This is a genomic window from Escherichia sp. Lx600-2 (assembly GCF_036662595.1).
GTDB classification, from domain to species: domain Bacteria; phylum Pseudomonadota; class Gammaproteobacteria; order Enterobacterales; family Enterobacteriaceae; genus Escherichia; species Escherichia coli.
The window spans coordinates 1-24,737 of sequence record NZ_JAYQWM010000049.1 but is presented as its reverse complement, the minus strand read 5'-3'; the positions used below and the strand labels follow the sequence as shown (position 1 = coordinate 24,737).

At 52.8% G+C, this 24,737-nt stretch carries 24 protein-coding genes and 1 riboswitch; of the genes, 8 read left to right on the top strand and 16 right to left on the bottom strand.

Annotation, left to right across the window (positions count from 1 at the left end):
- The first annotated feature begins 210 nt into the window (after positions 1 to 210).
- Positions 211 to 630 carry a zinc resistance sensor/chaperone ZraP gene (zraP, locus tag OQV04_RS16570; protein WP_001296714.1) on the top strand — a complete coding sequence of 140 codons (420 nt, stop codon included), beginning with the start codon at positions 211 to 213 and terminating at the stop codon, positions 628 to 630.
- Between the two features lies 1 nt (position 631).
- Here the strand turns inward: zraP and OQV04_RS16565 are convergent, their stop codons facing one another.
- From OQV04_RS16565 to nudC, 6 genes are all read right to left on the bottom strand, one after another.
- A complete protein-coding gene (locus tag OQV04_RS16565; protein WP_001300651.1) occupies positions 632 to 1,327 on the bottom strand; it encodes a DUF1481 domain-containing protein in 696 nt (231 codons plus the stop codon).
- Between the two features lie 12 nt (positions 1,328 to 1,339).
- Entirely contained in the window at positions 1,340 to 1,612 is a 273-nt protein-coding gene (hupA, locus tag OQV04_RS16560) for a nucleoid-associated protein HU-alpha (protein ID WP_001044513.1), read from the bottom strand.
- 186 nt (positions 1,613 to 1,798) lie between these two features.
- Positions 1,799 to 2,389, bottom strand: coding sequence for a YjaG family protein (locus OQV04_RS16555; protein WP_000940106.1), 591 nt, complete (start codon positions 2,387 to 2,389; stop codon positions 1,799 to 1,801).
- 42 nt (positions 2,390 to 2,431) lie between these two features.
- Positions 2,432 to 3,103 carry a deoxyribonuclease V gene (gene nfi / locus OQV04_RS16550; RefSeq protein WP_000362388.1) on the bottom strand — a complete coding sequence of 224 codons (672 nt, stop codon included), beginning with the start codon at positions 3,101 to 3,103 and terminating at the stop codon, positions 2,432 to 2,434.
- A gap of 9 nt (positions 3,104 to 3,112) precedes the next feature.
- Positions 3,113 to 4,177, bottom strand: coding sequence for a uroporphyrinogen decarboxylase (hemE, locus tag OQV04_RS16545; protein ID WP_000137657.1), 1,065 nt, complete (start codon positions 4,175 to 4,177; stop codon positions 3,113 to 3,115).
- A gap of 39 nt (positions 4,178 to 4,216) precedes the next feature.
- Positions 4,217 to 4,990 carry an NAD(+) diphosphatase gene (nudC, locus tag OQV04_RS16540; RefSeq protein ID WP_023308554.1) on the bottom strand — a complete coding sequence of 258 codons (774 nt, stop codon included), beginning with the start codon at positions 4,988 to 4,990 and terminating at the stop codon, positions 4,217 to 4,219.
- Positions 4,991 to 5,084: 94 nt separating this feature from the next.
- Between nudC and rsd the strand changes: the two genes are divergently transcribed.
- The 7 genes from rsd (at position 5,085) to thiH (ending at position 11,159) form a co-directional block, all read left to right on the top strand.
- Positions 5,085 to 5,561 carry a sigma D regulator gene (gene rsd, locus OQV04_RS16535; RefSeq protein WP_000934302.1) on the top strand — a complete coding sequence of 159 codons (477 nt, stop codon included), beginning with the start codon at positions 5,085 to 5,087 and terminating at the stop codon, positions 5,559 to 5,561.
- A gap of 52 nt (positions 5,562 to 5,613) precedes the next feature.
- Positions 5,614 to 5,714, top strand: a riboswitch (TPP riboswitch).
- 80 nt (positions 5,715 to 5,794) lie between these two features.
- Entirely contained in the window at positions 5,795 to 7,690 is a 1,896-nt protein-coding gene (thiC, locus tag OQV04_RS16530) for a phosphomethylpyrimidine synthase ThiC (protein WP_032281691.1), read from the top strand.
- Positions 7,690 to 8,325, top strand: coding sequence for a thiamine phosphate synthase (gene thiE / locus OQV04_RS16525; protein WP_000284600.1), 636 nt, complete (start codon positions 7,690 to 7,692; stop codon positions 8,323 to 8,325). Before thiC ends, thiE begins: the two co-directional genes overlap by 1 nt.
- The gene (gene thiF, locus OQV04_RS16520; RefSeq protein ID WP_000999737.1) at positions 8,318 to 9,073 is read left to right on the top strand and encodes a thiazole biosynthesis adenylyltransferase ThiF; all 756 of its coding nucleotides are present in this window, start codon (positions 8,318 to 8,320) and stop codon (positions 9,071 to 9,073) included. The genes thiE and thiF overlap by 8 nt, the downstream gene beginning before the upstream one ends.
- The gene (thiS, locus tag OQV04_RS16515; RefSeq protein WP_001166230.1) at positions 9,057 to 9,257 is read left to right on the top strand and encodes a sulfur carrier protein ThiS; all 201 of its coding nucleotides are present in this window, start codon (positions 9,057 to 9,059) and stop codon (positions 9,255 to 9,257) included. Before thiF ends, thiS begins: the two co-directional genes overlap by 17 nt.
- A 1-nt stretch (position 9,258) precedes the next feature.
- Positions 9,259 to 10,029, top strand: a complete 771-nt coding sequence (gene thiG, locus OQV04_RS16510) for a thiazole synthase (protein WP_001544261.1) — start codon at positions 9,259 to 9,261, stop codon at positions 10,027 to 10,029.
- Positions 10,026 to 11,159: a 2-iminoacetate synthase ThiH gene (gene thiH / locus OQV04_RS16505; protein ID WP_001544260.1), complete on the top strand. Its 1,134-nt coding sequence runs from the start codon at positions 10,026 to 10,028 to the stop codon at positions 11,157 to 11,159. Before thiG ends, thiH begins: the two co-directional genes overlap by 4 nt.
- Positions 11,160 to 11,568: 409 nt before the next feature.
- Here thiH and OQV04_RS16500 read toward each other — a convergent pair whose 3' ends face one another.
- The 10 genes from OQV04_RS16500 to OQV04_RS16455 all read right to left on the bottom strand — a co-directional run.
- The gene (locus OQV04_RS16500) at positions 11,569 to 12,108 is read right to left on the bottom strand and encodes a heat-shock protein C (RefSeq protein WP_001306870.1); all 540 of its coding nucleotides are present in this window, start codon (positions 12,106 to 12,108) and stop codon (positions 11,569 to 11,571) included.
- A gap of 212 nt (positions 12,109 to 12,320) precedes the next feature.
- Positions 12,321 to 16,544: a DNA-directed RNA polymerase subunit beta' gene (gene rpoC, locus OQV04_RS16495; RefSeq protein WP_000653944.1), complete on the bottom strand. Its 4,224-nt coding sequence runs from the start codon at positions 16,542 to 16,544 to the stop codon at positions 12,321 to 12,323.
- Between the two features lie 76 nt (positions 16,545 to 16,620).
- A complete protein-coding gene (gene rpoB, locus OQV04_RS16490) occupies positions 16,621 to 20,649 on the bottom strand; it encodes a DNA-directed RNA polymerase subunit beta (RefSeq protein WP_000263098.1) in 4,029 nt (1,342 codons plus the stop codon).
- A gap of 319 nt (positions 20,650 to 20,968) precedes the next feature.
- On the bottom strand, positions 20,969 to 21,334 hold the full coding sequence (gene rplL / locus OQV04_RS16485) for a 50S ribosomal protein L7/L12 (RefSeq protein WP_000028878.1): 366 nt from the start codon (positions 21,332 to 21,334) through the stop codon (positions 20,969 to 20,971).
- A gap of 66 nt (positions 21,335 to 21,400) precedes the next feature.
- On the bottom strand, positions 21,401 to 21,898 hold the full coding sequence (gene rplJ, locus OQV04_RS16480; protein WP_001207201.1) for a 50S ribosomal protein L10: 498 nt from the start codon (positions 21,896 to 21,898) through the stop codon (positions 21,401 to 21,403).
- A 291-nt stretch (positions 21,899 to 22,189) separates the two neighbouring features.
- On the bottom strand, positions 22,190 to 22,894 hold the full coding sequence (rplA, locus tag OQV04_RS16475) for a 50S ribosomal protein L1 (RefSeq protein WP_001096684.1): 705 nt from the start codon (positions 22,892 to 22,894) through the stop codon (positions 22,190 to 22,192).
- A gap of 3 nt (positions 22,895 to 22,897) precedes the next feature.
- The gene (rplK, locus tag OQV04_RS16470) at positions 22,898 to 23,326 is read right to left on the bottom strand and encodes a 50S ribosomal protein L11 (protein ID WP_001085926.1); all 429 of its coding nucleotides are present in this window, start codon (positions 23,324 to 23,326) and stop codon (positions 22,898 to 22,900) included.
- Between the two features lie 158 nt (positions 23,327 to 23,484).
- Positions 23,485 to 24,030: a transcription termination/antitermination protein NusG gene (nusG, locus tag OQV04_RS16465; protein WP_001287516.1), complete on the bottom strand. Its 546-nt coding sequence runs from the start codon at positions 24,028 to 24,030 to the stop codon at positions 23,485 to 23,487.
- A 1-nt stretch (position 24,031) separates the two neighbouring features.
- Positions 24,032 to 24,415 (bottom strand): preprotein translocase subunit SecE, encoded by a 384-nt coding sequence (gene secE, locus OQV04_RS16460; protein ID WP_001275702.1) that lies wholly within the window; start codon positions 24,413 to 24,415, stop codon positions 24,032 to 24,034.
- Positions 24,416 to 24,644: 229 nt separating this feature from the next.
- Positions 24,645 to 24,737 (bottom strand): hypothetical protein (locus tag OQV04_RS16455; protein ID WP_024043797.1); only part of this gene is annotated, 93 nt, incomplete at its 5' end.

Genomic DNA, 24,737 nt, shown 5'->3' with positions numbered 1-24,737 from the left:
TGACAGCAGAAATCATGCCATCTTTTATCAGCGCTTACCCTGCGCTGTAACACAAAGGCTTAAGTTTCAATGAGTAAAAATGACTCGCTACCCGCCGCAGGCGAGTCATTTTTACTCGTTTATCATGCCAGATTACCCGTCATATCAGCGTTTCATCGTTGGCACGGAAGATGCAATACCCGAAGTAAGACAACCACTGGAGGATTAACCATGAAACGGAACACGAAAATTGCCCTGGTGATGATGGCGCTTTCAGCAATGGCGATGGGATCGACATCTGCATTTGCTCACGGCGGACACGGTATGTGGCAGCAAAATGCCGCGCCTTTGACCAGCGAACAACAGACAGCGTGGCAGAAAATCCATAATGACTTTTACGCTCAAAGCAGCGCACTGCAACAGCAACTGGTGACGAAGCGTTATGAATACAATGCCCTGTTAGCCGCGAACCCACCGGATAGCAGCAAAATTAACGCGGTCGCCAAAGAGATGGAGAATTTGCGTCAGTCGTTAGATGAGTTACGGGTGAAACGAGATATTGCGATGGCTGAAGCGGGTATTCCGCGCGGTACCGGAATGGGTTACGGCGGCTGCGGTGGTGGCGGTCATATGGGTATGGGCCACTGGTAAATCAGAACGTTTTCTCGTTGGGTTGCCAGCGACAGAAATCAGAGTTTGCCACTAACAGTAATTGCGAACCTTCGGGCGCTTCCAGCCATGCCACGCTGACATCAACAGAAGAGCGGCTCTGGCGGCGCTCGATATGCGCTATCGCCTGCGAATCTAAATCAGGTTTAATGGTTTGCCCTTCACAGGTGGTCACGGTCTGTTCCATCGCATGCCAGCGCCCCTGGCGCAGCACGACTCTCCCCTGACGTAAGGCATCGCTAATCTGGCGGATCTGATCAGCACGATAACGGTATAAATCGATTTGGTCGTTAGAAAGCTGCTGCTTTTCCCCATCGGATTCACGTTGCATAAAGCTCAGATCACCGCGATCGTCAAAACGCGCGCGAATGTTCACCGGCGGTTTGCTGTAAACATTGATATTGATGAGCGTGAGGTTATCGCCCTGCCAGCGATACTCTCGCGTCGTGGTATCGCCACTGCGCCACGGGCTAAACACGGCAAGCAGATGCACATTATCGCCGCTGTCTTTTCGCCAGATACGTACCGCGCCCTGGTCTTCAGCAAATCCACTGGCGGTAAAGGGAGGAAGTGAAGAGTTGTGGCTACAGGCAGTGAGAAACAGAGCGCCAGCCAGCATCAATGATCGACGCCAGAAAGACAAAAGGGGTGAAACCACCCCTTCGTTAAAACTGTTCACTGCCACGCAATCTTACTTAACTGCGTCTTTCAGTGCCTTGCCAGAAACAAATGCCGGTACGTTAGCTGCGGCAATTTTGATTTCTTTACCGGTCTGCGGGTTGCGGCCAGTACGCTCAGCGCGGTGGTTCACTTTGAAGGTACCGAAACCAACCAGTTGTACAGCATCGCCTTCTTTCAGAGACTCAGTAATTGCAGCCAGAGTGGACTCCAGAGCAGCTTTAGCCTGGGTTTTGGACAGTTCTGCTTTCTCTGCAATTACATCAATCAGTTGAGTCTTGTTCATAAGTTATCCTTACAATGTGTTTATCGCTTGCTAAGCATCGAGTGCGACGGAAATGCCAGAATAGCACTCTCCTGCATACACGCACCGATAGCCACTTTTTTTCGCCCCCCAAATGTAGACCAGACGGGGGGCGAAAGGGAAGACTCCAGGTATGACAAATCAGGCGTTAAATCACGTTTTCTGGTCTTATTGCTGAAAAATTATACCAATATTGCTCTCACCCGCCTCACGCAGGTCTGCCCTAAGGCCTTTTATCAGCTCGATATCGCGTTCTTCGCACTCAGCTAAAAGTCGGAATATTTCCCACTGAATGTCCCATTCTTGCTCTACAGCTGGGTTTTCTTTGAGCTCTTCATCGCTCATTTCGCGACCAGCCTGAGTCATTTCCAGCATCGCAACGGTCGTGATGGAGGTCTTACTCACTTCCACCGCGTGTTCGAGCGTTTCACCACTCAAACGCGAATGGACCAGTTCACTTAACGCCACGCAGGCATCGATTGCCGGATAAACGCCGTACAGATCGAAATCGTCGGCTGAAGGAATCGCTTCTTCAAATTTCTCCAGTTGGCTGTCGAAATTTACTTTTGCGTCTTTAACGGTCAGCGTTTCCCAGATGAGATCGAGAATACGACGGTAAATTTGCCCATCACCAAAACCGGTTTGCTGGCAGAACATGGCGTAATTGGGGTACATGCGTTCGCATAAGCAAGCCATGAAAGTGACATGCTGCCAGCTTTCCAGGCGCTCCAGACGCAGATGAATTGGGTTTTGTAACATGTTGAGTTCTCAAATACGGAAATTACCCGCAGTTTACCTGAATTAGGGCTGATTTGCTGTATAGCGCACGAACGCCGGACGTTCCGAGGCCACCGCGTCCGCCCAGCGCGTTGGCTCCGGCAGACGATAGCCTTTCATGCAGCGTTGTACCCACGCCAGCGCGCTGTCCACGCTGACCCGATGGCCGGTAGCGATAAACAACGGGTTACAGCGCGCTTTGCTGCGCCAGACCCAGGCCAGCTGCTCGCCTTTATCCATCAGTGGGGCCAGCGCGCCCGGTTCGCTGGAGAGCGGTTCGAATTTACCGCATAGTCGTTTTTTCGCTACGCCAATGGTCGGCACATCCACCAGCAAACCAAAATGGCTGGCGACGCCAAGACGGCGAGGATGCGAGATCCCATGACCATCGACAAACACTAAATCAGGTTTTTGTGACAGCATCTCCCACGCTGCCAGGAGCGCAGGATATTCGCGGAAGGAAAGAAAACCTGGAATGTAAGGCATGGTGGTAGCGATGCGGGCCACTTTATACTCCACCAGCTCAAGCGAGGGGTATTTCAGCAGCACCATCGCCGCTCGCGTCACTTCTCCGCCCTGCTCAAACCCGACATCGGCTCCGGCGATCAGATCCGGCGGATCCTTATCGAGTCGATCCTCGCGGATCACAGAAGAAGCCAGTTCGATTTGTTGAGCGCGTAATGACGCGAGATCCATAATCGCTCCTTAGCGGTGATACTGTTCAGACAATCGATGCACTGCCTCCACGAACACGCCAGCATGTTCTGGCGGCACATCCTGATGAATGCCGTGACCAAGGTTAAAGACATGACCTTCGCCGTGACCGAAACCTGCAAGTATAGTCGCTACTTCTTCTTCAATGCGGGCAGGCGGCGCGTACAGCATCGACGGATCCATATTACCCTGCAACGCGACTTTATTGCCCACACGGCGGCGCGCATCGGCGATGTCCGTTGTCCAGTCGAGGCCCAGCGCATCGCAACCGGTTTCTGCCATCGCTTCCAGCCACTGTCCGCCGCCTTTGGTAAACAGCGTGACCGGTACGCGGCGACCGTCGTTTTCACGCAGTAAACCATCAACAATTTTATGCATGTAATAGAGCGAGAACTGTTGATAATCGCGCCCGGTAAGCACACCGCCCCAGGTGTCGAAAATCATCACTGCCTGAGCACCGGCTTTAATCTGCGCATTCAGATACAGAGTGACGCTTTTCGCCAGTTTATCGAGCAGAGCGTGCAGCGCCTGCGGATCGGCATACATCATTTTTTTGATCACGGTGAACGCTTTGCTGCTGCCGCCTTCCACCATGTAGGTTGCCAGCGTCCACGGGCTGCCGGAAAAACCAATCAGCGGCACTTCGCCTTTCAGTTCGCGACGAATGGTACGCACCGCGTTCATCACGTAACCCAGCTCATCTTCCGGGTCCGGAATTGGCAGTTTATCGACGTCAGCTTTGCAGGTGACTGGCGAGGTAAAACGCGGACCTTCTCCGGCCTCAAAATAGAGCCCTAACCCCATCGCGTCCGGCACGGTGAGGATATCGGAAAAGAGGATCGCCGCATCCAGCGGGTAGCGACGCAGCGGTTGCAAAGTCACTTCGCACGCCAGCTCGGCGTTTTTGCACAGCGACATAAAATCGCCCGCCTGGGCGCGCGTGGCTTTATATTCCGGTAGATAGCGACCCGCCTGGCGCATCATCCATACTGGAGTGACATCAACGGGCTGGCGCAGCAGCGCCCGCAGATAACGATCGTTTTTAAGTTCGGTCATTTTGGCTGTTCCTTAGTGCGTCAGGCGGTCAGTGTATCATCACTCATACTCTGCCCGACACATCGCCACCGTATCTTCTATCAGACGGCGCGCTACGGTGCCGGGCGGCGGGAGTAACGGCAAATCGTCATAGCGATACCAGTTCGCCTCGAGCAATTCTTTCGGGTCGATCACGATGTCGCCGCTGTCATATTCCGCCATAAACGCGGTCATTAAAGACTGAGGAAACGGCCACGGCTGGGAAGTCACATAACGCAAGTGTTTAACTTTAATTCCGCTCTCTTCCATCACTTCCCGCGCGACCGCCTGCTCGAGGGTTTCGCCCACTTCGACGAATCCGGCAAGTACCGTATGGACACCGTTACGATGGCGGGTATGCTGGGCGAGGAGGATCGAATCATCGCGACGGATGGCAACAATAATGCAGGGGGCGATTTGCGGGTAGTAACGCTCACGGCAATGGCTGCACAGCATCGCCCATTCGGTTTTGCTTGGATACATTTCATGCCCGCAGTAACCACAGTATTTATGCGATCGGTAAAACTCCGCCAGTTGCACGCCACGTCCGGCCAGTTGAAACAGCCCAACATCGAGATCAATGACCTGACGTACCGACCCCATATCGTGACGCCGCTGCTGTTGTATTAACCAAACAGGTTCCCCCTGCCATTCGCCGATTTGTAGTGCGCGCTGACCCACAAGATCGAAATTTGCCGCTTCGCCATATGGCAATTCTCCCTTCGGCAACCATAATTTTTGTTCATGGCTGACGACCCACCAGCCGTGATCTAATTTTTCAATTATACGATCCATAGCTCTTGCACTACCTTTGCATCACTGGCATGTTTAACATGGTTTTTACATTTCTCACTGAGCAGTTTTTGAATACAAACTTGCGGAGTCAATCATGCTTAACCAGCTCGATAACCTGACGGAGCGCGTCAGAGGAAGTAACAAACTGGTTGATCGCTGGCTACATGTACGTAAGCATCTGCTCGTGGCTTACTACAATCTGGTTGGCATTAAGCCTGGCAAAGAATCGTACATGAGGCTAAACGAAAAAGCCCTTGATGATTTTTGTCAGAGCCTGGTCGATTACTTGTCTGCCGGGCATTTCAGTATTTATGAGCGCATTCTTCATAAGCTGGAAGGCAACGGGCAACTCGCGCGCGCCGCGAAGATTTGGCCGCAACTCGAAGCCAATACCCAACAGATTATGGATTACTACGATTCCAGCCTGGAAACCGCCATCGATCATGATAATTACCTTGAGTTTCAACAGGTTTTATCTGACATCGGCGAGGCGCTGGAAGCGCGCTTTGTGCTGGAAGATAAGCTGATTCTGCTGGTGCTTGACGCTGCCCGCGTCAAACATCCTGCTTGAGTTCTGCGCTGTTAACGCGTAATTTACATTCAACGCCCCGTTTGTGGGGGCTAATTTCTTGTCGGAGTGCCTTAACTGGCTGAGACCGTTTATTCGGGATCCGCGGAACCTGATCAGGCTAATACCTGCGAAGGGAACAAGAGTTAATCTGCTATCGCATCGCCTTTGCGGCGATCGTCTCTTGCTTCATCCGTCGTCTGACAAGCCACGTCCTTAACTTTTTGGAATGAGCTATGTCTGCAACAAAACTGACCCGCCGCGAACAACGCGCCCGGGCCCAACATTTTATCGATACCCTGGAAGGCACCACCTTTCCCAACTCAAAACGCATTTATATCACTGGCACACAACCCGGCGTGCGCGTGCCGATGCGTGAGATCCAGCTTAGCCCGACGCTAATTGGCGGTAGCAAAGAACAGCCGCAGTACGAAGAAAACGAAGCGATTCCGGTCTACGACACCTCCGGCCCGTATGGCGATCCGCAGATTGCCATTAACGTGCAACAAGGGCTGGCAAAACTACGCCAGCCGTGGATCGATGCGCGCGGCGATACCGAAGAACTTACCGTGCGCAGTTCCGATTACACTAAAGCGCGGCTGGCAGATGATGGCCTCGACGAGCTGCGTTTTAGCGGCGTATTAACGCCAAAACGCGCCAAAGCAGGACGCCGCGTCACACAACTGCACTACGCCCGCCAGGGCATCATCACACCGGAAATGGAATTCATCGCCATCCGCGAGAATATGGGCCGCGAGCGCATCCGTAGCGAAGTTTTACGCCACCAGCATCCGGGAATGAGCTTTGGCGCACGTCTGCCGGAAAATATCACTGCGGAATTTGTCCGTGATGAAGTTGCTGCCGGACGTGCGATTATCCCGGCCAACATTAATCATCCGGAATCGGAGCCGATGATTATTGGCCGTAACTTCCTGGTAAAAGTTAACGCCAATATCGGCAACTCAGCGGTCACCTCTTCCATCGAAGAAGAAGTGGAAAAGCTGGTATGGTCCACGCGCTGGGGAGCGGATACGGTGATGGATCTCTCCACCGGTCGCTATATTCACGAAACCCGCGAGTGGATTTTGCGTAACAGCCCGGTGCCGATCGGTACAGTGCCGATCTACCAGGCGCTGGAGAAGGTTAACGGGATCGCCGAAGATCTTACCTGGGAAGCGTTCCGCGACACGCTGCTGGAACAGGCCGAGCAAGGTGTGGATTACTTCACTATCCATGCAGGGGTGCTGCTGCGCTACGTGCCGATGACCGCGAAACGCCTGACCGGTATCGTCTCTCGCGGCGGTTCGATTATGGCGAAATGGTGCCTCTCCCATCATCAGGAAAATTTCCTCTATCAACACTTCCGCGAAATTTGTGAAATCTGTGCCGCTTATGACGTTTCGCTGTCGCTGGGCGACGGTCTGCGCCCCGGTTCTATTCAGGACGCCAACGATGAAGCGCAGTTTGCCGAGCTGCATACGCTGGGCGAACTGACCAAAATCGCCTGGGAATATGATGTGCAGGTGATGATTGAAGGCCCAGGCCACGTGCCGATGCAGATGATCCGCCGCAATATGACCGAGGAGTTAGAGCACTGCCACGAAGCGCCGTTTTACACTCTGGGGCCGCTAACTACCGATATTGCGCCGGGCTATGACCACTTCACGTCGGGGATTGGTGCGGCGATGATTGGCTGGTTTGGCTGCGCGATGCTCTGTTACGTAACGCCAAAAGAGCATCTGGGTCTGCCTAATAAAGAAGATGTTAAGCAGGGGCTTATCACCTATAAGATTGCCGCCCACGCCGCTGACCTGGCGAAAGGGCATCCGGGCGCGCAAATTCGCGATAACGCCATGTCGAAAGCCCGCTTCGAATTTCGCTGGGAAGACCAGTTTAATCTGGCCCTCGACCCGTTTACCGCCCGCGCTTATCACGATGAAACCCTGCCCCAAGAGTCCGGCAAAGTCGCCCATTTTTGCTCCATGTGTGGACCGAAATTTTGCTCGATGAAAATCAGCCAGGAAGTGCGTGATTACGCCGCCACGCAAACTATTGAAATGGGAATGGTGGATATGTCGGAGAACTTCCGTGCCAGAGGCGGAGAAATCTACCTGCGTAAGGAGGAAGCGTGATGTATCAGCCTGATTTTCCTCCTGTACCTTTTCGTTTAGGACTGTACCCGGTGGTGGACAGCGTACAGTGGATCGAACGTCTGTTGGATGCAGGCGTACGTACTCTCCAGCTACGCATCAAAGATCGGCGCGATGAAGAGGTGGAAGCCGATGTCGTGGCGGCAATTGCGCTGGGCCGCCGCTATAACGCGCGATTGTTTATCAACGATTACTGGCGGCTGGCGATCAAGCATCAGGCGTATGGCGTCCATTTGGGGCAGGAAGATTTGCAAGCCACCGATCTCAATGCCATCCGCGCGGCAGGCCTGCGACTGGGCGTTTCGACACATGACGATATGGAAATCGACGTCGCGCTGGCAGCACGCCCCTCTTATATCGCGCTGGGACATGTGTTCCCGACGCAAACCAAACAGATGCCTTCTGCACCGCAGGGGCTGGAACAGCTGGCACGGCATGTTGAGCGACTGGCGGATTATCCCACCGTGGCGATTGGCGGTATCAGTCTGGCACGCGCGCCTGCGGTGATAGCAACGGGTGTCGGCAGTATCGCCGTCGTCAGCGCCATTACTCAAGCCGCAGACTGGCGTTTGGCAACGGCACAGTTGCTGGAAATTGCAGGAGTTGGCGATGAATGACCGTGACTTTATGCGTTATAGCCGCCAAATCCTGCTCGACGATATCGCTCTGGACGGGCAGCAAAAACTGCTCGACAGCCAGGTGCTGATTATCGGTCTGGGCGGGCTGGGTACACCTGCTGCGCTGTACCTGGCGGGCGCTGGCGTCGGGACGCTGGTACTGGCAGATGACGACGATGTGCATTTAAGCAATCTGCAACGACAAATCCTCTTTACCACTGAAGATATCGATCGCCCGAAATCGCAGGTCAGCCAACAGCGACTGACACAGTTGAATCCCGACATTCAACTGACAGCATTACAACAACGGTTAACGGGTGAGGCGTTAAAAGATGCGGTTGCACGGGCCGATGTGGTGCTCGACTGTACCGACAATATGGCGACTCGCCAGGAGATTAATGCCGCCTGCGTGGCACTCAACACGCCGCTTATCACCGCCAGCGCGGTCGGATTTGGCGGTCAGTTGATGGTACTGACGCCGCCCTGGGAGCAGGGGTGTTACCGCTGCCTGTGGCCAGATAACCAGGAGCCAGAACGCAACTGCCGCACGGCGGGCGTGGTTGGCCCGGTGGTCGGGGTTATGGGCACTTTGCAGGCACTGGAAGCCATTAAGTTATTAAGCGGTATAGAGACACCTGCGGGAGAACTCCGACTGTTCGACGGTAAATCGAGCCAGTGGCGCAGCCTGGCGTTGCGCCGCGCCAGTGGTTGCCCGGTATGCGGAGGAAGCAATGCAGATCCTGTTTAACGATCAACCGATGCAGTGCGCCGCCGGGCAAACTGTTCACGAACTACTGGAGCAACTCGACCAACGACAAGCGGGCGCGGCTCTGGCGATTAATCAGCAAATCGTCCCGCGTGAGCAGTGGGCGCAACATATCGTGCAGGATGGCGACCAGATCCTGCTTTTTCAGGTTATTGCAGGGGGTTGAAATGTTACGTATTGCGGACAAAACGTTTGATTCACATCTGTTTACCGGCACAGGGAAATTCGCTTCTTCACAACTGATGGTGGAGGCGATCCGCGCTTCCGGCAGCCAGCTGGTGACACTGGCGATGAAACGTGTCGACTTGCGCCAGCACAACGACGCTATCCTCGAACCGCTTATCGCGGCGGGTGTGACCCTGCTGCCAAATACATCCGGGGCGAAAACAGCGGAAGAAGCCATTTTCGCCGCCCATCTGGCTCGTGAAGCGTTAGGCACAAACTGGTTAAAATTAGAGATTCACCCTGACGCCCGCTGGCTGTTGCCCGATCCCATCGAAACCCTGAAAGCCGCCGAAACGCTGGTACAACAGGGATTTGTCGTGCTGCCTTACTGCGGGGCCGATCCGGTATTGTGTAAACGTCTGGAAGAAGTCGGCTGTGCAGCGGTGATGCCGCTCGGCGCGCCGATTGGCTCGAATCAGGGACTGGAAACCCGCGCCATGCTGGAGATTATTATCCAGCAGGCCACAGTGCCGGTGGTTGTCGATGCTGGCATCGGCGTTCCCAGCCATGCCGCGCAGGCGCTGGAAATGGGGGCCGACGCGGTGTTAGTGAATACGGCAATTGCCGTCGCGGACGATCCCGTCAACATGGCGAAGGCATTTCGTCTGGCGGTAGAAGCAGGCCTGCTGGCACGTCAGGCCGGACCGGGCAGCCGCAGTTATTTTGCTCATGCCACCAGCCCGCTGACCGGATTTCTGGAGGCATCGGTATGAAAACCTTCAGCGATCGCTGGCGACAACTGGACTGGGACGACATCCGCCTGCGTATCAACGGCAAAACGGCTGCTGACGTAGAGTGGGCGCTAAATGCCTCGCAACTCACCCGCGACGATATGATGGCGCTGTTATCGCCAGCCGCCAGTGGCTATCTGGAACAACTGGCCCAACGGGCGCAGCGTCTGACCCGTCAGCGATTTGGCAACACAGTTAGTTTCTACGTCCCGCTTTATCTTTCCAATCTTTGCGCTAACGACTGCACGTACTGCGGATTCTCTATGAGCAACCGCATCAAGCGCAAAACGCTGGATGAAGCGGATATTGCCAGGGAAAGCGCCGCTATACGGGAGATGGGCTTTGAACATCTGCTTTTAGTCACCGGTGAACATCAGGCGAAAGTGGGGATGGATTACTTTCGTCGTCATCTCCCTGCCCTGCGTGAACAGTTCTCTTCACTACAGATGGAAGTACAACCGCTGGCGGAGGCGGAATATGCCGAGCTAAAACAGCTTGGTCTCGATGGCGTGATGGTTTATCAGGAGACGTATCACGAGGCGACATACGCCCGCCATCATCTGAAAGGGAAAAAACAGGACTTCTTCTGGCGGCTGGAAACGCCGGATCGGCTGGGGCGTGCGGGGATTGATAAGATTGGCCTCGGCGCGCTAATTGGCCTTTCCGACAACTGGCGAGTTGACTGCTATATGGTTGCAGAACATTTGCTATGGCTGCAACAGCATTACTGGCAAAGCCGCTACTCTGTCTCCTTCCCACGCCTGCGTCCATGTACTGGCGGCATTGAGCCTGCGTCGATTATGGATGAACGCCAGTTAGTGCAAACCATCTGCGCCTTCCGACTGCTTGCACCGGAGATTGAACTGTCACTCTCCACGCGGGAATCACCGTGGTTTCGCGATCGCGTTATTCCGCTGGCGATCAATAACGTCAGCGCCTTCTCGAAAACGCAGCCAGGTGGCTATGCTGATAATCACCCCGAGTTGGAACAGTTCTCACCGCACGACGATCGCAGACCGGAAGCGGTTGCTGCCGCGTTAACCGCTCAGGGTTTGCAGCCGGTATGGAAAGACTGGGACAGCTATCTGGGACGCGCCTCGCAAAGGCCATGAGACAGAATGTAAGAACGTAAATTTATTACGAGCCGCTACGGAAGATGAAAAACGCAAGGTTGTTGAAAGCGTTGCGTTTTTTTATGGTAGTGCCGTCAGCAGGAATGTTGTCCAGGGCGAAAAGCTTCTTCCTCGTTTCGCCCTGCCTTTCTTAAAAATTCCGTAATGCAAAGTCTGAAGCCATCGCCTGTTGAGCAATGAAAGAGATCTGATTGTAAGAGAGTAAATACTCAACTATGATAGAGACGAAAATAAGAACACATGTTCTCATCTTCCAGGATGCAGCAGACTGAAGAAATTCAGACATCCCGCAACCTGCGATTATCGCAAGGTCAAGGCAAAGTCCGGTAATGGCGTTCTGAATACCAGAGATAATTCTCTGGCGAAACCCACCTTAAGGTGGGTTTTGTTATTTTGAGGGCTGAGGAAGCTGCTTATTTCTCAATAAGTTGTAGGCAATGGTGAAAAATTTCACTGATTTACCTTTCTGTTTTTCAGAAATGGGATAAGCGCTAGTTACATGCAAACGAAGTTTTTTCTTTTCCCTGAAAGCCCTGAACGCAACAAAGTAAAATGCCTTGTCTCCTCCGTTTAAATCCACTTCAATCACGGCATAGCTACCATACCCAGCATGAATAACGTTGCTTTCTGGCAGCGCCAAAATGGTTCTTTTTAAGTGTATGCGCGCTAAGTTATAACGGTGCTGGCAGAAGGGACGAGATTCTTTAGGCGCGTGGTACATTAACGATTGTTTTTCTTCGTTAGTCTGATGTTCATAATCTTTTGTGAAGCAGTGAAGAGAGTAGGTAACCCAGAAGCGATACTCTAAAGGCTCTTTGCCCTCATGATGCTGAACGTAGACAGCCTGATGAGCATCAAGAAATGATAAATCACGAATATCACCATCCGGATGTCCAAAAGGTCGCCACTTCTCCACTTCCTGTTTCATTCTCGTTCCTTAAGAAAGTCACACAGGAATAGTATCGAATTCTTGCCGAGCTTGACTCAATTAGTTCAGTCAGTTTCAGGATATTAGTCATCTCTACATTGATTATGAGTATCCAGAAATTCATTAAATATTCTGACAAATGCTCTTTCCCTAAACTCCCCCCATAAAAAAACCCGCCGAAGCGGGTTTTTACGTTATTTGCGGATTAACGATTACTCGTTATCAGAACCGCCCAGACCTGCGTTCAGCAGTTCTGCCAGGCTGGCAGATGCGTCTTCTGCAGTCACCTGCGGTGCAGCCGGAGCTTCACCCGCAGCACGGCGACGCATACGATCCTGGTGGTACGCGTAACCGGTACCTGCCGGGATCAGACGACCCACGATAACGTTCTCTTTCAGGCCGCGCAGTTCGTCGCGTTTGCCCGCAACGGCTGCTTCGGTCAGCACGCGAGTGGTCTCCTGGAACGATGCCGCGGAGATGAAGGACTCGGTTGCCAGAGACGCTTTGGTGATACCCAGCAGATCGCGGGAGTAAGTTGCACCCACTTTGCCGTTCGCTTCCAGTTCGCGGTTTGCGATCTTGACGCGAGAGTATTCAACCTGTTCGCCTTCCAGGAAGTCGGAGCTGCCCGCGTTAACGATGGTAGCTTTACGCAGCATCTGACGAACGATAACTTCGATGTGTTTATCGTTAATCTTAACGCCCTGCAGACGGTATACGTCCTGTACTTCGTTAACGATGTAACGAGTCACAGCATGAACACCACGCAGACGCAGAATGTCGTGCGGCGCTTCCGGACCGTCGGAAATTACGTCACCACGTTCTACACGTTCACCTTCGAACACGTTGAGCTGACGCCATTTCGGAATCATCTCTTCGTACGGATCGCTACCGTCTACCGGGGTGATAACCAGACGACGTTTACCTTTGGTTTCTTTACCGAAGGAAACGATACCGCTGATTTCAGCCAGGATTGCCGGCTCTTTCGGACGACGTGCTTCGAACAGGTCCGCAACGCGCGGCAGACCACCGGTGATGTCCTTGGTACCGCCGGATTCCTGCGGAATACGCGCCAGGGTGTCACCAGAGCTGATCTGTACGCCATCTTCCAGCTGAACAATCGCTTTACCCGGCAGGAAGTACTGCGCAGGCATATCGGTACCCGGGATCAGAACGTCGTTACCCTGAGCATCAACGATTTTCAGTGCCGGACGCAGATCTTTACCACCTGCGGTACGTTCTGCGGAATCCAGAACCACCAGCGAAGACAGACCGGTCAGTTCGTCGGTCTGACGCGTAATGGTCTGGCCGTCGATCATGTCAGTAAAGCGTACAAAACCGCTTACTTCGGTGATAACCGGCATGGTGTGCGGGTCCCAGTTTGCAACGGTTTCGCCGCCAGCAACCTGTTCGCCATCGCCTTTCGCCAGTACCGCACCGTAAGGTACTTTGTAGCTTTCTTTAGTACGACCGAATTCGTCGATCAGTTTCAGTTCGGTGTTACGGGAAGTGATAACCAGTTTACCGCTGGAGTTCACAACCGACTTCACGTTGCTGAGCTTGATGCTACCTTTGTTTTTCACCTGGATGCTGGATTCAGCAGCCGCACGAGATGCCGCACCACCGATGTGGAACGTACGCATGGTCAGCTGTGTACCCGGTTCACCGATGGACTGTGCCGCGATAACACCGATTGCTTCACCCTTGTTGATGATGTGGCCACGCGCCAGGTCACGACCGTAGCAGTGCGCACATACACCAAAGTCGGTGTCACAAGATACAACAGAACGTACTTTAACCGCGTCGACAGAGTTCTCTTCCAGCAGGTCACACCACTGTTCGTGCAGCAGCGTGTTGCGCGGAACGAGGATATCAGCAGTACCCGGCTTCAGAACGTCTTCAGCAGTTACACGACCCAGTACGCGATCGCGCAGCGGCTCTTTAACGTCACCCCCCTCGATAACCGGAGTCATCATGATACCTTCATGGGTACCACAATCGTCTTCGGTAACCACCAGGTCCTGCGCCACGTCAACCAGACGACGAGTCAGGTAACCGGAGTTCGCAGTTTTCAGTGCGGTATCCGCCAGACCTTTACGAGCACCGTGGGTGGAGATGAAGTACTGGAGTACGTTCAGACCTTCACGGAAGTTCGCGGTGATTGGCGTTTCGATGATGGAGCCATCCGGCTTCGCCATCAGACCACGCATACCAGCAAGCTGACGAATCTGTGCCGCAGAACCACGCGCACCGGAGTCGGCCATCATGTAGATGCTGTTGAAGGAAACCTGCTTCTCTTCCTGACCGTCACGGTTAATAACGGTTTCAGTTTGCAGGTTATCCATCATCGCTTTGGATACACGATCGTTCGCCGCAGCCCAGATATCGATAACTTTGTTGTAGCGTTCGCCCGCAGTTACCAGACCAGACTGGAACTGCTCCTGAATTTCAGCAACTTCTGCTTCTGCCTCGGAGATGATTTCGTGTTTCTTCTCCGGGATGACCATGTCATCGATACCAACAGATGCACCAGAACGCGCTGCATATGCAAAGCCGGTGTACATGATCTGGTCCGCAAAAATAACGGTCGGTTTCAGACCGAGAATGCGATAGCAGGTGTTCAGCATTTTGGAGATTGCTTTTTTACCCAGCGCCTGGTTGACGATGGAGTAAGGCAGACCTTTCGGTACAATCATCCACAGAATGGCACGGCCAACAGTCGTGTCTTTCAGGCTGGTTTTCGCTACTAATTCACCGTTAGCATCTTTTTCATACTCGGTGATACGCACTTTAACGCGCGCATGCAGAGAAGCCAGACCAGAGCGATACAGACGTTCTGCTTCTTTCGGGCCAGTCAGCACCATGCCTTCGCCTTTGGCGTTAACACAGTCACGGGTCATGTAGTACAGACCCAGTACAACGTCCTGAGACGGAACGATGATTGGTTCGCCGTTCGCCGGGGACAGGATGTTGTTGGTAGACATCATCAGCGCACGCGCTTCCAGCTGGGCTTCCAGCGTCAGCGGTACGTGAACAGCCATCTGGTCACCATCGAAGTCGGCGTTATATGCCGCACAAACCAGCGGGTGCAGCTGGATAGCTTTACCTTCGATCAGTACCGGTTCAAATGCCTGGATACCCAGACGGTGCAGAGTCGGTGCACGGTTCAGCAGTACCGGGTGTTCGCGGATAACTTCGTCCAGGATATCCCAAACGACAGCTTCTTCGCGCTCAACCATTTTCTTCGCAGCTTTAATGGTGGTAGCAAGACCACGCAGTTCAAGCTTGCCGTAGATGAACGGTTTGAACAGCTCCAGCGCCATTTTCTTCGGCAGACCGCACTGATGCAGACGCAGGTATGGACCTACAGTGATTACAGAACGACCGGAGTAGTCAACACGCTTACCGAGCAGGTTCTGACGGAAACGACCCTGTTTACCTTTGATCATGTCGGCCAAAGATTTCAGAGGACGCTTGTTAGAACCGGTGATCGCACGACCGCGACGACCGTTATCCAGCAGGGCGTCTACCGCTTCCTGCAGCATACGTTTTTCGTTACGTACGATGATGTCCGGCGCAGCCAGATCCAGCAGACGTTTCAGACGGTTGTTACGGTTAATGACGCGACGATACAGATCGTTCAGGTCAGAAGTCGCGAAACGACCACCATCCAGCGGAACCAACGGACGCAGATCTGGCGGCAGTACCGGCAGAACGGTCAGGATCATCCACTCTGGTTTGTTACCAGACTGAACGAACGCTTCCAGCAGTTTGATACGCTTGGTCAGCTTTTTACGCTTGGTTTCGGAGTTGGTTTCGTTCAGCTCTTCACGCAGCTGTTCGCACTCTTGCTCCAGATCCATGCTCTTCAGCAGAGCCTGGATTGCTTCCGCACCCATTTTCGCGTCGAATTCGTCACCGAACTCTTCCAGCGCGTCCAGATACTGCTCTTCAGTCAGGATCTGTTGACGCTCCAGGTTGGTCATACCGCCTTCGATAACGACATAAGATTCGAAGTACAGTACGCGTTCAATATCACGCAGCGGCATATCGAGCAGCAGGCCGATACGGGACGGCAGCGATTTCAGGAACCAGATGTGCGCAGTCGGGGAAGCCAGTTCGATGTGACCCATACGCTCACGGCGTACTTTGGTCTGGGTCACTTCAACGCCGCACTTCTCACAGATGACGCCACGGTGTTTCAGGCGCTTGTACTTACCGCACAGGCACTCGTAATCTTTTACCGGCCCAAAGATACGGGCGCAGAAAAGGCCGTCACGTTCTGGTTTGAACGTACGGTAGTTGATGGTTTCCGGCTTTTTAACTTCACCGAAAGACCATGAACGGATCATGTCTGGCGAAGCCAGAGCAATTTTGATCGCATCAAACTCTTCGGTTTTAGTCTGCGCTTTCAGAAACTTTAATAAATCTTTCACGGATTTGCTCCCGTCGGAGTTAGCACAATCCGCTGCCGGGTTTTACCCCGACAGCAGTGACCTGTTTGAGCGAGAATTACTCGTCTTCCAGTTCGATGTTGATACCCAGCGAACGAATCTCTTTCAACAATACGTTGAAGGATTCTGGCATGCCCGGCTCCATCTGATGGTTGCCGTCCACGATGTTTTTATACATCTTAGTACGACCATTCACGTCATCAGACTTAACGGTGAGCATTTCCTGCAGGGTGTATGCTGCGCCGTATGCTTCCAGCGCCCACACTTCCATCTCCCCGAAACGCTGACCACCGAACTGTGCCTTACCACCCAGCGGCTGCTGAGTAACCAGGCTGTAAGAACCGGTGGAACGCGCGTGCATCTTGTCGTCGACCAGGTGGTTCAGTTTCAGCATGTACATGTAACCAACGGTTACCGGACGTTCGAACTGTTCACCAGTGCGGCCGTCGTACAGGCGGATCTGACCAGAAGTCGGCAGGTCGCCAAGTTTCAGCAGCTCTTTAATTTCTGCTTCTTTCGCACCGTCGAACACCGGCGTTGCGATTGGCATACCTTTGCGCAGGTTTTCAGCCAGACGCATAACTTCTTCATCGCTGAAGGTACTCAGGTCAACTTTCTGACGAACGTCAGCGCCCAGATCGTACGCACGCTGGATGAATTCGCGCAGTTTCGCGACTTCTTGCTGCTGTTTCAGCATAGCGTTGATCTTGTCGCCGATACCTTTCGCAGCCATACCCAGGTGGGTTTCGAGGATCTGACCGATGTTCATACGAGACGGTACGCCCAGCGGGTTCAGTACGATGTCTACCGGCGTACCGTTTTCATCGTAAGGCATATCTTCGATCGGGTTGATCTTAGAAATTACACCCTTGTTACCGTGACGACCTGCCATCTTGTCACCAGGCTGGATACGGCGTTTAACCGCCAGATATACCTTAACAATCTTCAGCACGCCCGGTGCCAGATCGTCGCCCTGGGTGATTTTGCGGCGTTTCGCTTCGAGTTTCTTCTCGAACTCGTGTTTCAGTTCGTCATACTGCTCAGCCAGCTGTTCCAGCTGATTTTGTTTCTCTTCGTCGGTCAGGCCCAGCTCCAGCCAGCGATCGCGCGGCAGTTTGTCGAGCTTCTCAGCTTCAACGCCACCGGCTACCAGCACAGCACGGATACGGCTGAACAGACCCGCTTCGAGGATCTGCAGTTCTTCAGACAGGTCTTTCTTCGCCTGTTTGAGCTGCATTTCTTCGATTTCCAGCGCACGTTTGTCTTTTTCTACGCCATCGCGAGTAAAGACCTGAACGTCGATAACCGTACCGGATACACCGTTTGGTACGCGCAGAGAAGAGTCTTTAACGTCAGACGCTTTCTCACCGAAGATCGCACGCAGCAGTTTCTCTTCTGGGGTCAGCTGGGTTTCACCTTTCGGCGTTACCTTACCAACCAGAATGTCGCCACCGGTTACTTCCGCACCAATGTAAACAATACCGGATTCATCCAGTTTGGAGAGCGCAGCTTCACCCACGTTCGGGATGTCAGCGGTGATCTCTTCTGGCCCCAGCTTGGTGTCACGGGACACACACGCCAGTTCCTGAATGTGGATGGTGGTGAAACGGTCTTCCTGAACAACACGCTCGGATACGAGGATGGAGTCTTCGAAGTTGTAACCATTCCACGGCATGAACGCTACGCGCATGTTCTGACCAAGCGCCAGTTCACCGAGGTCGGTGGACGGACCGTCTGCCAGCACGTCGCCACGTTCAACCGGTTCACCCAGAGACACACACGGCATCTGGTTGATACAGGTGTTCTGGTTAGAACGGGTGTATTTGGTCAGGTTGTAGATGTCGATACCTGCTTCACCCGGATACATCTCGTCTTCGTTAACTTTGATAACGATACGGGAAGCATCCACGTACTGAACGACACCACCACGTTTAGCTACCGCAGTTACACCGGAGTCAACGGCAACAGCACGTTCCATACCAGTACCAACCAGCGGCTTATCAGCGCGCAGAGTCGGAACGGCCTGACGTTGCATGTTCGCACCCATCAATGCACGGTTGGCGTCATCGTGTTCCAGGAACGGGATCAGGGACGCACCGACGGATACCACCTGCTGGGTGGATACGTCCATGTAGTCAACCTGGTCACGGCTGAACAAGCTGGATTCGCCTTTGCTACGGCAAGTTACCAGGTCTTCTACGAAGTGGCCTTCTTCATCCAGGTTGGAGTTCGCCTGGGCGATAACGTAGTTGCCTTCTTCGATAGCAGACAGGTAGTGAATTTCGTCAGTTACAACACCGTCGGTCACTTTACGATACGGAGTCTCAAGGAAGCCGTATTCGTTAGTCTGCGCGTATACAGACAGAGAGTTGATCAGACCGATGTTCGGACCTTCAGGGGTTTCGATTGGACATACGCGACCGTAGTGAGTCGGGTGTACGTCTCGAACTTCGAAGCCTGCACGTTCACGGGTCAGACCGCCTGGGCCGAGTGCGGAGATACGACGTTTGTGCGTAATCTCAGACAGCGGGTTGTTCTGGTCCATAAACTGAGACAGCTGGCTGGAGCCGAAGAACTCTTTCACTGCTGCGGAAATCGGCTTGGCGTTGATCATATCCTGAGGCATCAGGGTATCCAGATCGCCCAGAGACAGACGCTCTTTCACCGCACGCTCTACACGTACCAGGCCAACGCGGAACTGGTTTTCCGCCATTTCGCCAACGGAACGGATACGACGGTTGCCGAGGTGGTCGATATCATCGACTTCGCCTTTACCGTTACGGATATCGATGAGCTTTTTCATAACATCAATGATGTCGTCTTTGCTCAGGATACCGGAACCTTCGATTTCTTCGCGCAGCAGAGAACGGTTGAACTTCATACGACCAACCGCAGACAGGTCATAACGGTCTTCGGAGAAGAACAGGTTCTCGAACAGGCTTTCCGCTGCTTCACGAGTCGGCGGCTCGCCAGGGCGCATCATGCGGTAGATTTCTACCAGTGCGCTCAGACGGTCGTTAGTTGGGTCGACACGTAAGGTTTCAGAGATATACGGGCCGTGATCCAGGTCGTTGGTGAACAGCGTTTCGATACGCTTGTGACCAGACTGGCTCAGCTTAGCCAGCAGATCCAGGCTCAGCTCCATGTTCGCTGCGCAGATCAGCTCGCCGGTAGACTCATCAATATAGTCTTTAGCAACCACTTTACCTGCGATGTACTCAACCGGGACTTCGATCAGTTTGACGTCGTCTTTTTCCAGCTGGCGAATGTGGCGCGCAGTGATACGGCGGCCTTTTTCTACGTACACTTTACCGTTAGCTTCGATGTCGAAAGATGCGGTTTCACCACGCAGGCGTTCCGGCACCAGTTCCATCTGCAGCTTGTTATCACGGATTTCAAAGATAACTTTTTCAAAGAACAGGTCGAGGATCTGCTCTGTGGTGTAGTTCAGGGCACGCAGAATGATGGTCGCAGGCAGTTTACGGCGACGGTCGATACGTACGAACAGGTTGTCCTTCGGATCGAATTCGAAGTCCAGCCAGGAACCACGGTAAGGGATGATGCGCGCGTTATACAGCACTTTACCCGAAGAGTGGGTTTTACCTTTGTCGGAGTCAAAGAAGACGCCCGGACTACGGTGCAGCTGGGAAACGATAACACGCTCAGTACCGTTGATAACAAAGGTACCGTTGTCTGTCATGAGCGGAATTTCGCCCATGTAGACTTCTTGTTCTTTAATGTCTTTTACGGTGCCTTCCGGCGCTTCGCGCTCATAGATCACCAGACGCAGTTTAACGCGCAGCGGTGCGGAATAGGTCACGCCACGGATTTGACATTCCTGGACGTCAAACACCGGTTCGCCAAGGCGGTAGCTGACGTATTGCAGCTCGGAATTACCGCTGTAGCTCTGAATCGGGAATACGGAACGGAAAGCAGCTTCCAGACCATACTGCCCTTCAGGATCTTGCTCGATAAATTTCTGAAACGAGTCAAGCTGGATAGAAAGGAGATAAGGTACATCCAGAACTTGTGGACGTTTACCAAAATCCTTACGAATACGTTTTTTCTCGGTATAGGAGTAAACCATAGGGTTCCTCAGCTCGCTGACAAGTCGACCCATCTGTCCATTGAGCGGACAGTTTGTGCAACACTATTTTGTTGACCGGAAAATGGAACACTTTCCGCAATGCCTGTTGCTATCACGCTTAAACCATTTCATTGCGATTTACACAGAACGGACGTCCTGTCGCAGTATATTAAGTCGTCGATAGAAACAAGCATTGAAAGGCACAGCAGTAGTCAAACAGTGTGAAACGCTACTGGCGCCTTACAGCGCAAAAAGGCTGGTGACTAAAAAGTCACCAGCCATCAGCCTGATTTCTCAGGCTGCAACCGGAAGGGTTGGCTTATTTAACTTCAACTTCAGCGCCAGCTTCTTCCAGAGCTTTTTTCAGTGCTTCTGCGTCGTCTTTGCTCACGCCTTCTTTCAGAGCAGCCGGTGCAGATTCTACCAGGTCTTTAGCTTCTTTCAGACCCAGGCCAGTTGCGCCACGTACTGCTTTGATAACAGCAACTTTGTTAGCGCCAGCAGCTTTCAGAATTACGTCGAATTCAGTTTTTTCTTCAGCAGCTTCAACCGGGCCAGCAGCTACAGCTACAGCAGCAGCAGCGGAAACACCGAATTTTTCTTCCATTGCAGAGATCAGTTCTACAACGTCCATTACAGACATAGCTGCAACTGCTTCAATGATTTGATCTTTAGTGATAGACATTTAAATTGTTCCTGAATATCAGAATAAGTTTATACGTAAGCGAATGCGTTAAAAAGATAACTGCGATTAAGCAGCTTCTTTCGCATCGCGTACAGCAGCCAGAGTACGAACCAGTTTGCCAGCCGAAGCTTCTTTCATGGTTGCCATCAGGCGTGCAATTGCTTCTTCGTAGGTCGGCAGAGTTGCCAGGCGGTCGATCTGAGACGCCGGGATCAGCTCACCTTCAAAGGCAGCGGCTTTGACCTCAAATTTTGCATTCGCTTTCGCGAACTCTTTGAACAGACGAGCAGCAGCGCCCGGGTGTTCCATAGAGTATGCAATCAGGGTCGGACCAACAAACGCGTCTTTCAGGCACTCGAACGGAGTACCTTCAACAGCACGGCGCAGCAGGGTGTTACGAACAACACGCATGTATACGCCAGCTTCGCGACCTGCTTTACGCAGTTCAGTCATTTTATCTACAGTTACGCCACGGGAATCCGCAACTACTGCAGACAGCGCGCCTTTGGCTACTTCGCTGACTTCAGCAACAATCGCTTGTTTGTCTTGAAGATTTAAAGCCATTAGCTTTGCTCCTGGATGTTTGCCAGAGAAAATCTCTGGAACTCACTTCACTCCTCCAAACGGAGAGAGCGTCTTAATTACGGTGAGCAGAAACAAGCCAGAATATAAAAGAATAATCTTACCGTTCTGTCACCGTCTACGCAGGGGATTAAGTTTCTTGCGAAACTCCTGCGGTCTTCGACGGAGGCCTGGATAGGCCAGGCTCCAACGAACAAATCTTTTTAGCTGCTAACTTTCGTTAGCATACGTGGGGGTAAGATTGTAGACAAAATCACCGCCCACGTAAAGGCATTAGTTTACAGAAGCGCTCAGGCCAGCCTGGTCAACTGCAACACCTGCACCCATGGTGGTGGAGATGCTAACTTTCTTGATGTACACGCCTTTCGCCTGAGTCGGTTTTGCTTTTTTCAGCGCAACCAGCAGAGCTTCCAGGTTTTCTTTCAGTTTGTCAGCGTCAAAGTCCACTTTACCGATGGTGGTGTGGATGATGCCGTTTTTGTCGTTACGGTAACGAACCTGGCCAGCTTTAGCGTTTTTAACCGCTTCAGCAACGTTCGGCGTTACAGTACCCACTTTCGGGTTTGGCATCAGGCCGCGCGGACCCAGAACCTGGCCCAGCTGGCCAACAACGCGCATTGCATCCGGAGAAGCAATAACAACGTCAAAGTTCATTTCGCCTTTCTTGATCTGGTCAGCCAGATCTTCCATACCTACCAGTTCAGCACCTGCAGCTTTAGCAGCTTCAGCGTTTGCACCCTGGGTAAATACGGCTACGCGAACGGAACGGCCAGTACCGTGCGGCAGTACAGTTGCACCACGTACGTTCTGGTCAGATTTACGAGCGTCGATGCCGAGGTTAACAGCTACGTCCACGCTTTCTACGAATTTAGCAGTCGCCAGCTCTTTCAGCAGAGCGATAGCTTCGTTGATGTCGTACTGTTTGGTTGCATCAACTTTCTCGCGGATAACACGCATGCGCTTGGTCAGTTTAGCCATTTCTTAGTCCTCCACTACCAGGCCCATGGAACGTGCAGTACCTTCGATGGAGCGAGTCATCGCTTCAATGTCGGCACCAGTCATGTCGGCAGCTTTGGTCTGCGCGATTTCCTGCAGCTGAGCGCGGGAAATTTTACCCACTTTGTCTTTGTTCGGCTTACCGGAACCAGACTTGATACCAGCCGCTTTTTTCAGCAGAACTGCTGCCGGCGGAGTCTTGGTAACGAAAGTGAAAGAACGGTCAGCGTAAACGGTGATTACTACCGGAATCGGCAGACCTTTTTCGATGGAATCAGTTTTTGCGTTGAACGCTTTGCAGAATTCCATGATGTTTACGCCCTGCTGACCCAGAGCCGGACCTACTGGCGGACTCGGGTTAGCCATACCAGCTGCAACCTGCAGCTTGACATAGGCTTGTACTTTCTTAGCCATTATAAATTCCTCAAGTTGGGTAATAACGCCTCTGAGAGGCTCCCCGTGATATAAAAAATCGTTTTACGGGCAAGACCCATAAAAACAAAAGGCGCGAAATTGTATTCCAATCTCGCGCCTTGTGCAACGATTAAATCGCCGCTTTTTTGATCGCTGGGTTAGGCTTTTTCAACCTGGCTGAAGTCCAGCTCTACCGGGGTCGCACGACCGAAGATAGAAACAGACACTTTCAGACGAGATTTCTCGTAATCCACTTCTTCAACAACACCGTTGAAGTCAGCGAACGGACCATCATTAACACGGACCATTTCACCCGGTTCAAACAGCGTTTTCGGACGCGGCTTATCACCAACCTGCTGCAGGCGGTTCATAATCGCATCGACTTCTTTATCGCTGATTGGCGCAGGACGATCGGAAGTACCGCCGATGAAGCCCATCACACGCGGTACGCTGCGCACCAGGTGCCAGCTCGCGTCGTTCATCACCATCTGAACGAGGACGTAGCCAGGGAAGAATTTACGTTCGCTTTTGCGACGCTGACCGCCACGGATTTCAACCACTTCTTCGGTTGGTACCATGACTTCACCAAACAAATCTTCCATGTTGTGTAATTTGATATGCTCACGCAGCGACGTTGCTACGCGGCCTTCAAAACCGGAAAACGCCTGAACGACGTACCAGCGCTTTTTAGGAGCTTCAGACATCTCAGAACCTCAGGCCAGTGATAAAGGATACCAGGCGAACCAGAATACCATCCAGTCCCCACAGGATCAGTGACATTACTGCGGTAACCGCAGCCACAATCAGCGTGGTGTGCAATGTTTCCTGGCGAGTCGGCCAAATGACCTTACGGACTTCGGTACGCGCTTCACGGGCAAAAGCAACGGTAGCTTTACCTTTTGTCGTTAACAGCGCGACACCACCCGCTGCAGCAATCAGAATTACTACGGCCAGCGCACGCAGCGGCAGCATAATGTCGCGATAAAGGTAGTTGCCGACAATCGCCACCAGGAGCAATGCCACCACAACGACCCACTTCATCGCTTCCAGGCCGCGCCCGCTTCCTTGAGCTTCGGTATTCGCACTCATAAACCAACCTGTCAGAAGTATTCTACAAACATTTTCACCCCGCGACCGCGAGGCAAACCAAATCGAAACGCGTATTAGCTTTTCGGATTATACGCCCTCAACAGAGCCTGTCTCAGCAATGATTATGACAAAGAAAATCACTGATGAGCCAGGTTCTGGTACGAAAGCGTGCAAAAAGGGCATCAAATGATGCCCTTTTAGTGCGCATTGCGTCAAATGTTATCGGCAATTAGCTCAGAACTTTTGCTACAACGCCCGCGCCAACGGTACGGCCGCCTTCACGGATTGCGAAACGCAGACCGTCGTCCATCGCGATCGGGTG

Bases quoted from the DNA above. Each gene is read 5' to 3' on its own strand.
- zraP (WP_001296714.1), top strand. From the start codon at position 211: ATGAAACGGAACACGAAAATTGCCCTGGTGATGATGGCGCTTTCAGCA.
- hupA (WP_001044513.1), bottom strand. From the start codon at position 1,612: ATGAACAAGACTCAACTGATTGATGTAATTGCAGAGAAAGCAGAACTG.
- OQV04_RS16555 (WP_000940106.1), bottom strand. From the start codon at position 2,389: ATGTTACAAAACCCAATTCATCTGCGTCTGGAGCGCCTGGAAAGCTGG.
- nfi (WP_000362388.1), bottom strand. From the start codon at position 3,103: ATGGATCTCGCGTCATTACGCGCTCAACAAATCGAACTGGCTTCTTCT.
- hemE (WP_000137657.1), bottom strand. From the start codon at position 4,177: ATGACCGAACTTAAAAACGATCGTTATCTGCGGGCGCTGCTGCGCCAG.
- nudC (WP_023308554.1), bottom strand. From the start codon at position 4,990: ATGGATCGTATAATTGAAAAATTAGATCACGGCTGGTGGGTCGTCAGC.
- rsd (WP_000934302.1), top strand. From the start codon at position 5,085: ATGCTTAACCAGCTCGATAACCTGACGGAGCGCGTCAGAGGAAGTAAC.
- thiC (WP_032281691.1), top strand. From the start codon at position 5,795: ATGTCTGCAACAAAACTGACCCGCCGCGAACAACGCGCCCGGGCCCAA.
- thiE (WP_000284600.1), top strand. From the start codon at position 7,690: ATGTATCAGCCTGATTTTCCTCCTGTACCTTTTCGTTTAGGACTGTAC.
- thiF (WP_000999737.1), top strand. From the start codon at position 8,318: ATGAATGACCGTGACTTTATGCGTTATAGCCGCCAAATCCTGCTCGAC.
- thiS (WP_001166230.1), top strand. From the start codon at position 9,057: ATGCAGATCCTGTTTAACGATCAACCGATGCAGTGCGCCGCCGGGCAA.
- thiG (WP_001544261.1), top strand. From the start codon at position 9,259: ATGTTACGTATTGCGGACAAAACGTTTGATTCACATCTGTTTACCGGC.
- thiH (WP_001544260.1), top strand. From the start codon at position 10,026: ATGAAAACCTTCAGCGATCGCTGGCGACAACTGGACTGGGACGACATC.
- OQV04_RS16500 (WP_001306870.1), bottom strand. From the start codon at position 12,108: ATGAAACAGGAAGTGGAGAAGTGGCGACCTTTTGGACATCCGGATGGT.
- rpoB (WP_000263098.1), bottom strand. From the start codon at position 20,649: ATGGTTTACTCCTATACCGAGAAAAAACGTATTCGTAAGGATTTTGGT.
- rplL (WP_000028878.1), bottom strand. From the start codon at position 21,334: ATGTCTATCACTAAAGATCAAATCATTGAAGCAGTTGCAGCTATGTCT.
- rplJ (WP_001207201.1), bottom strand. From the start codon at position 21,898: ATGGCTTTAAATCTTCAAGACAAACAAGCGATTGTTGCTGAAGTCAGC.
- rplA (WP_001096684.1), bottom strand. From the start codon at position 22,894: ATGGCTAAACTGACCAAGCGCATGCGTGTTATCCGCGAGAAAGTTGAT.
- rplK (WP_001085926.1), bottom strand. From the start codon at position 23,326: ATGGCTAAGAAAGTACAAGCCTATGTCAAGCTGCAGGTTGCAGCTGGT.
- nusG (WP_001287516.1), bottom strand. From the start codon at position 24,030: ATGTCTGAAGCTCCTAAAAAGCGCTGGTACGTCGTTCAGGCGTTTTCC.
- secE (WP_001275702.1), bottom strand. From the start codon at position 24,415: ATGAGTGCGAATACCGAAGCTCAAGGAAGCGGGCGCGGCCTGGAAGCG.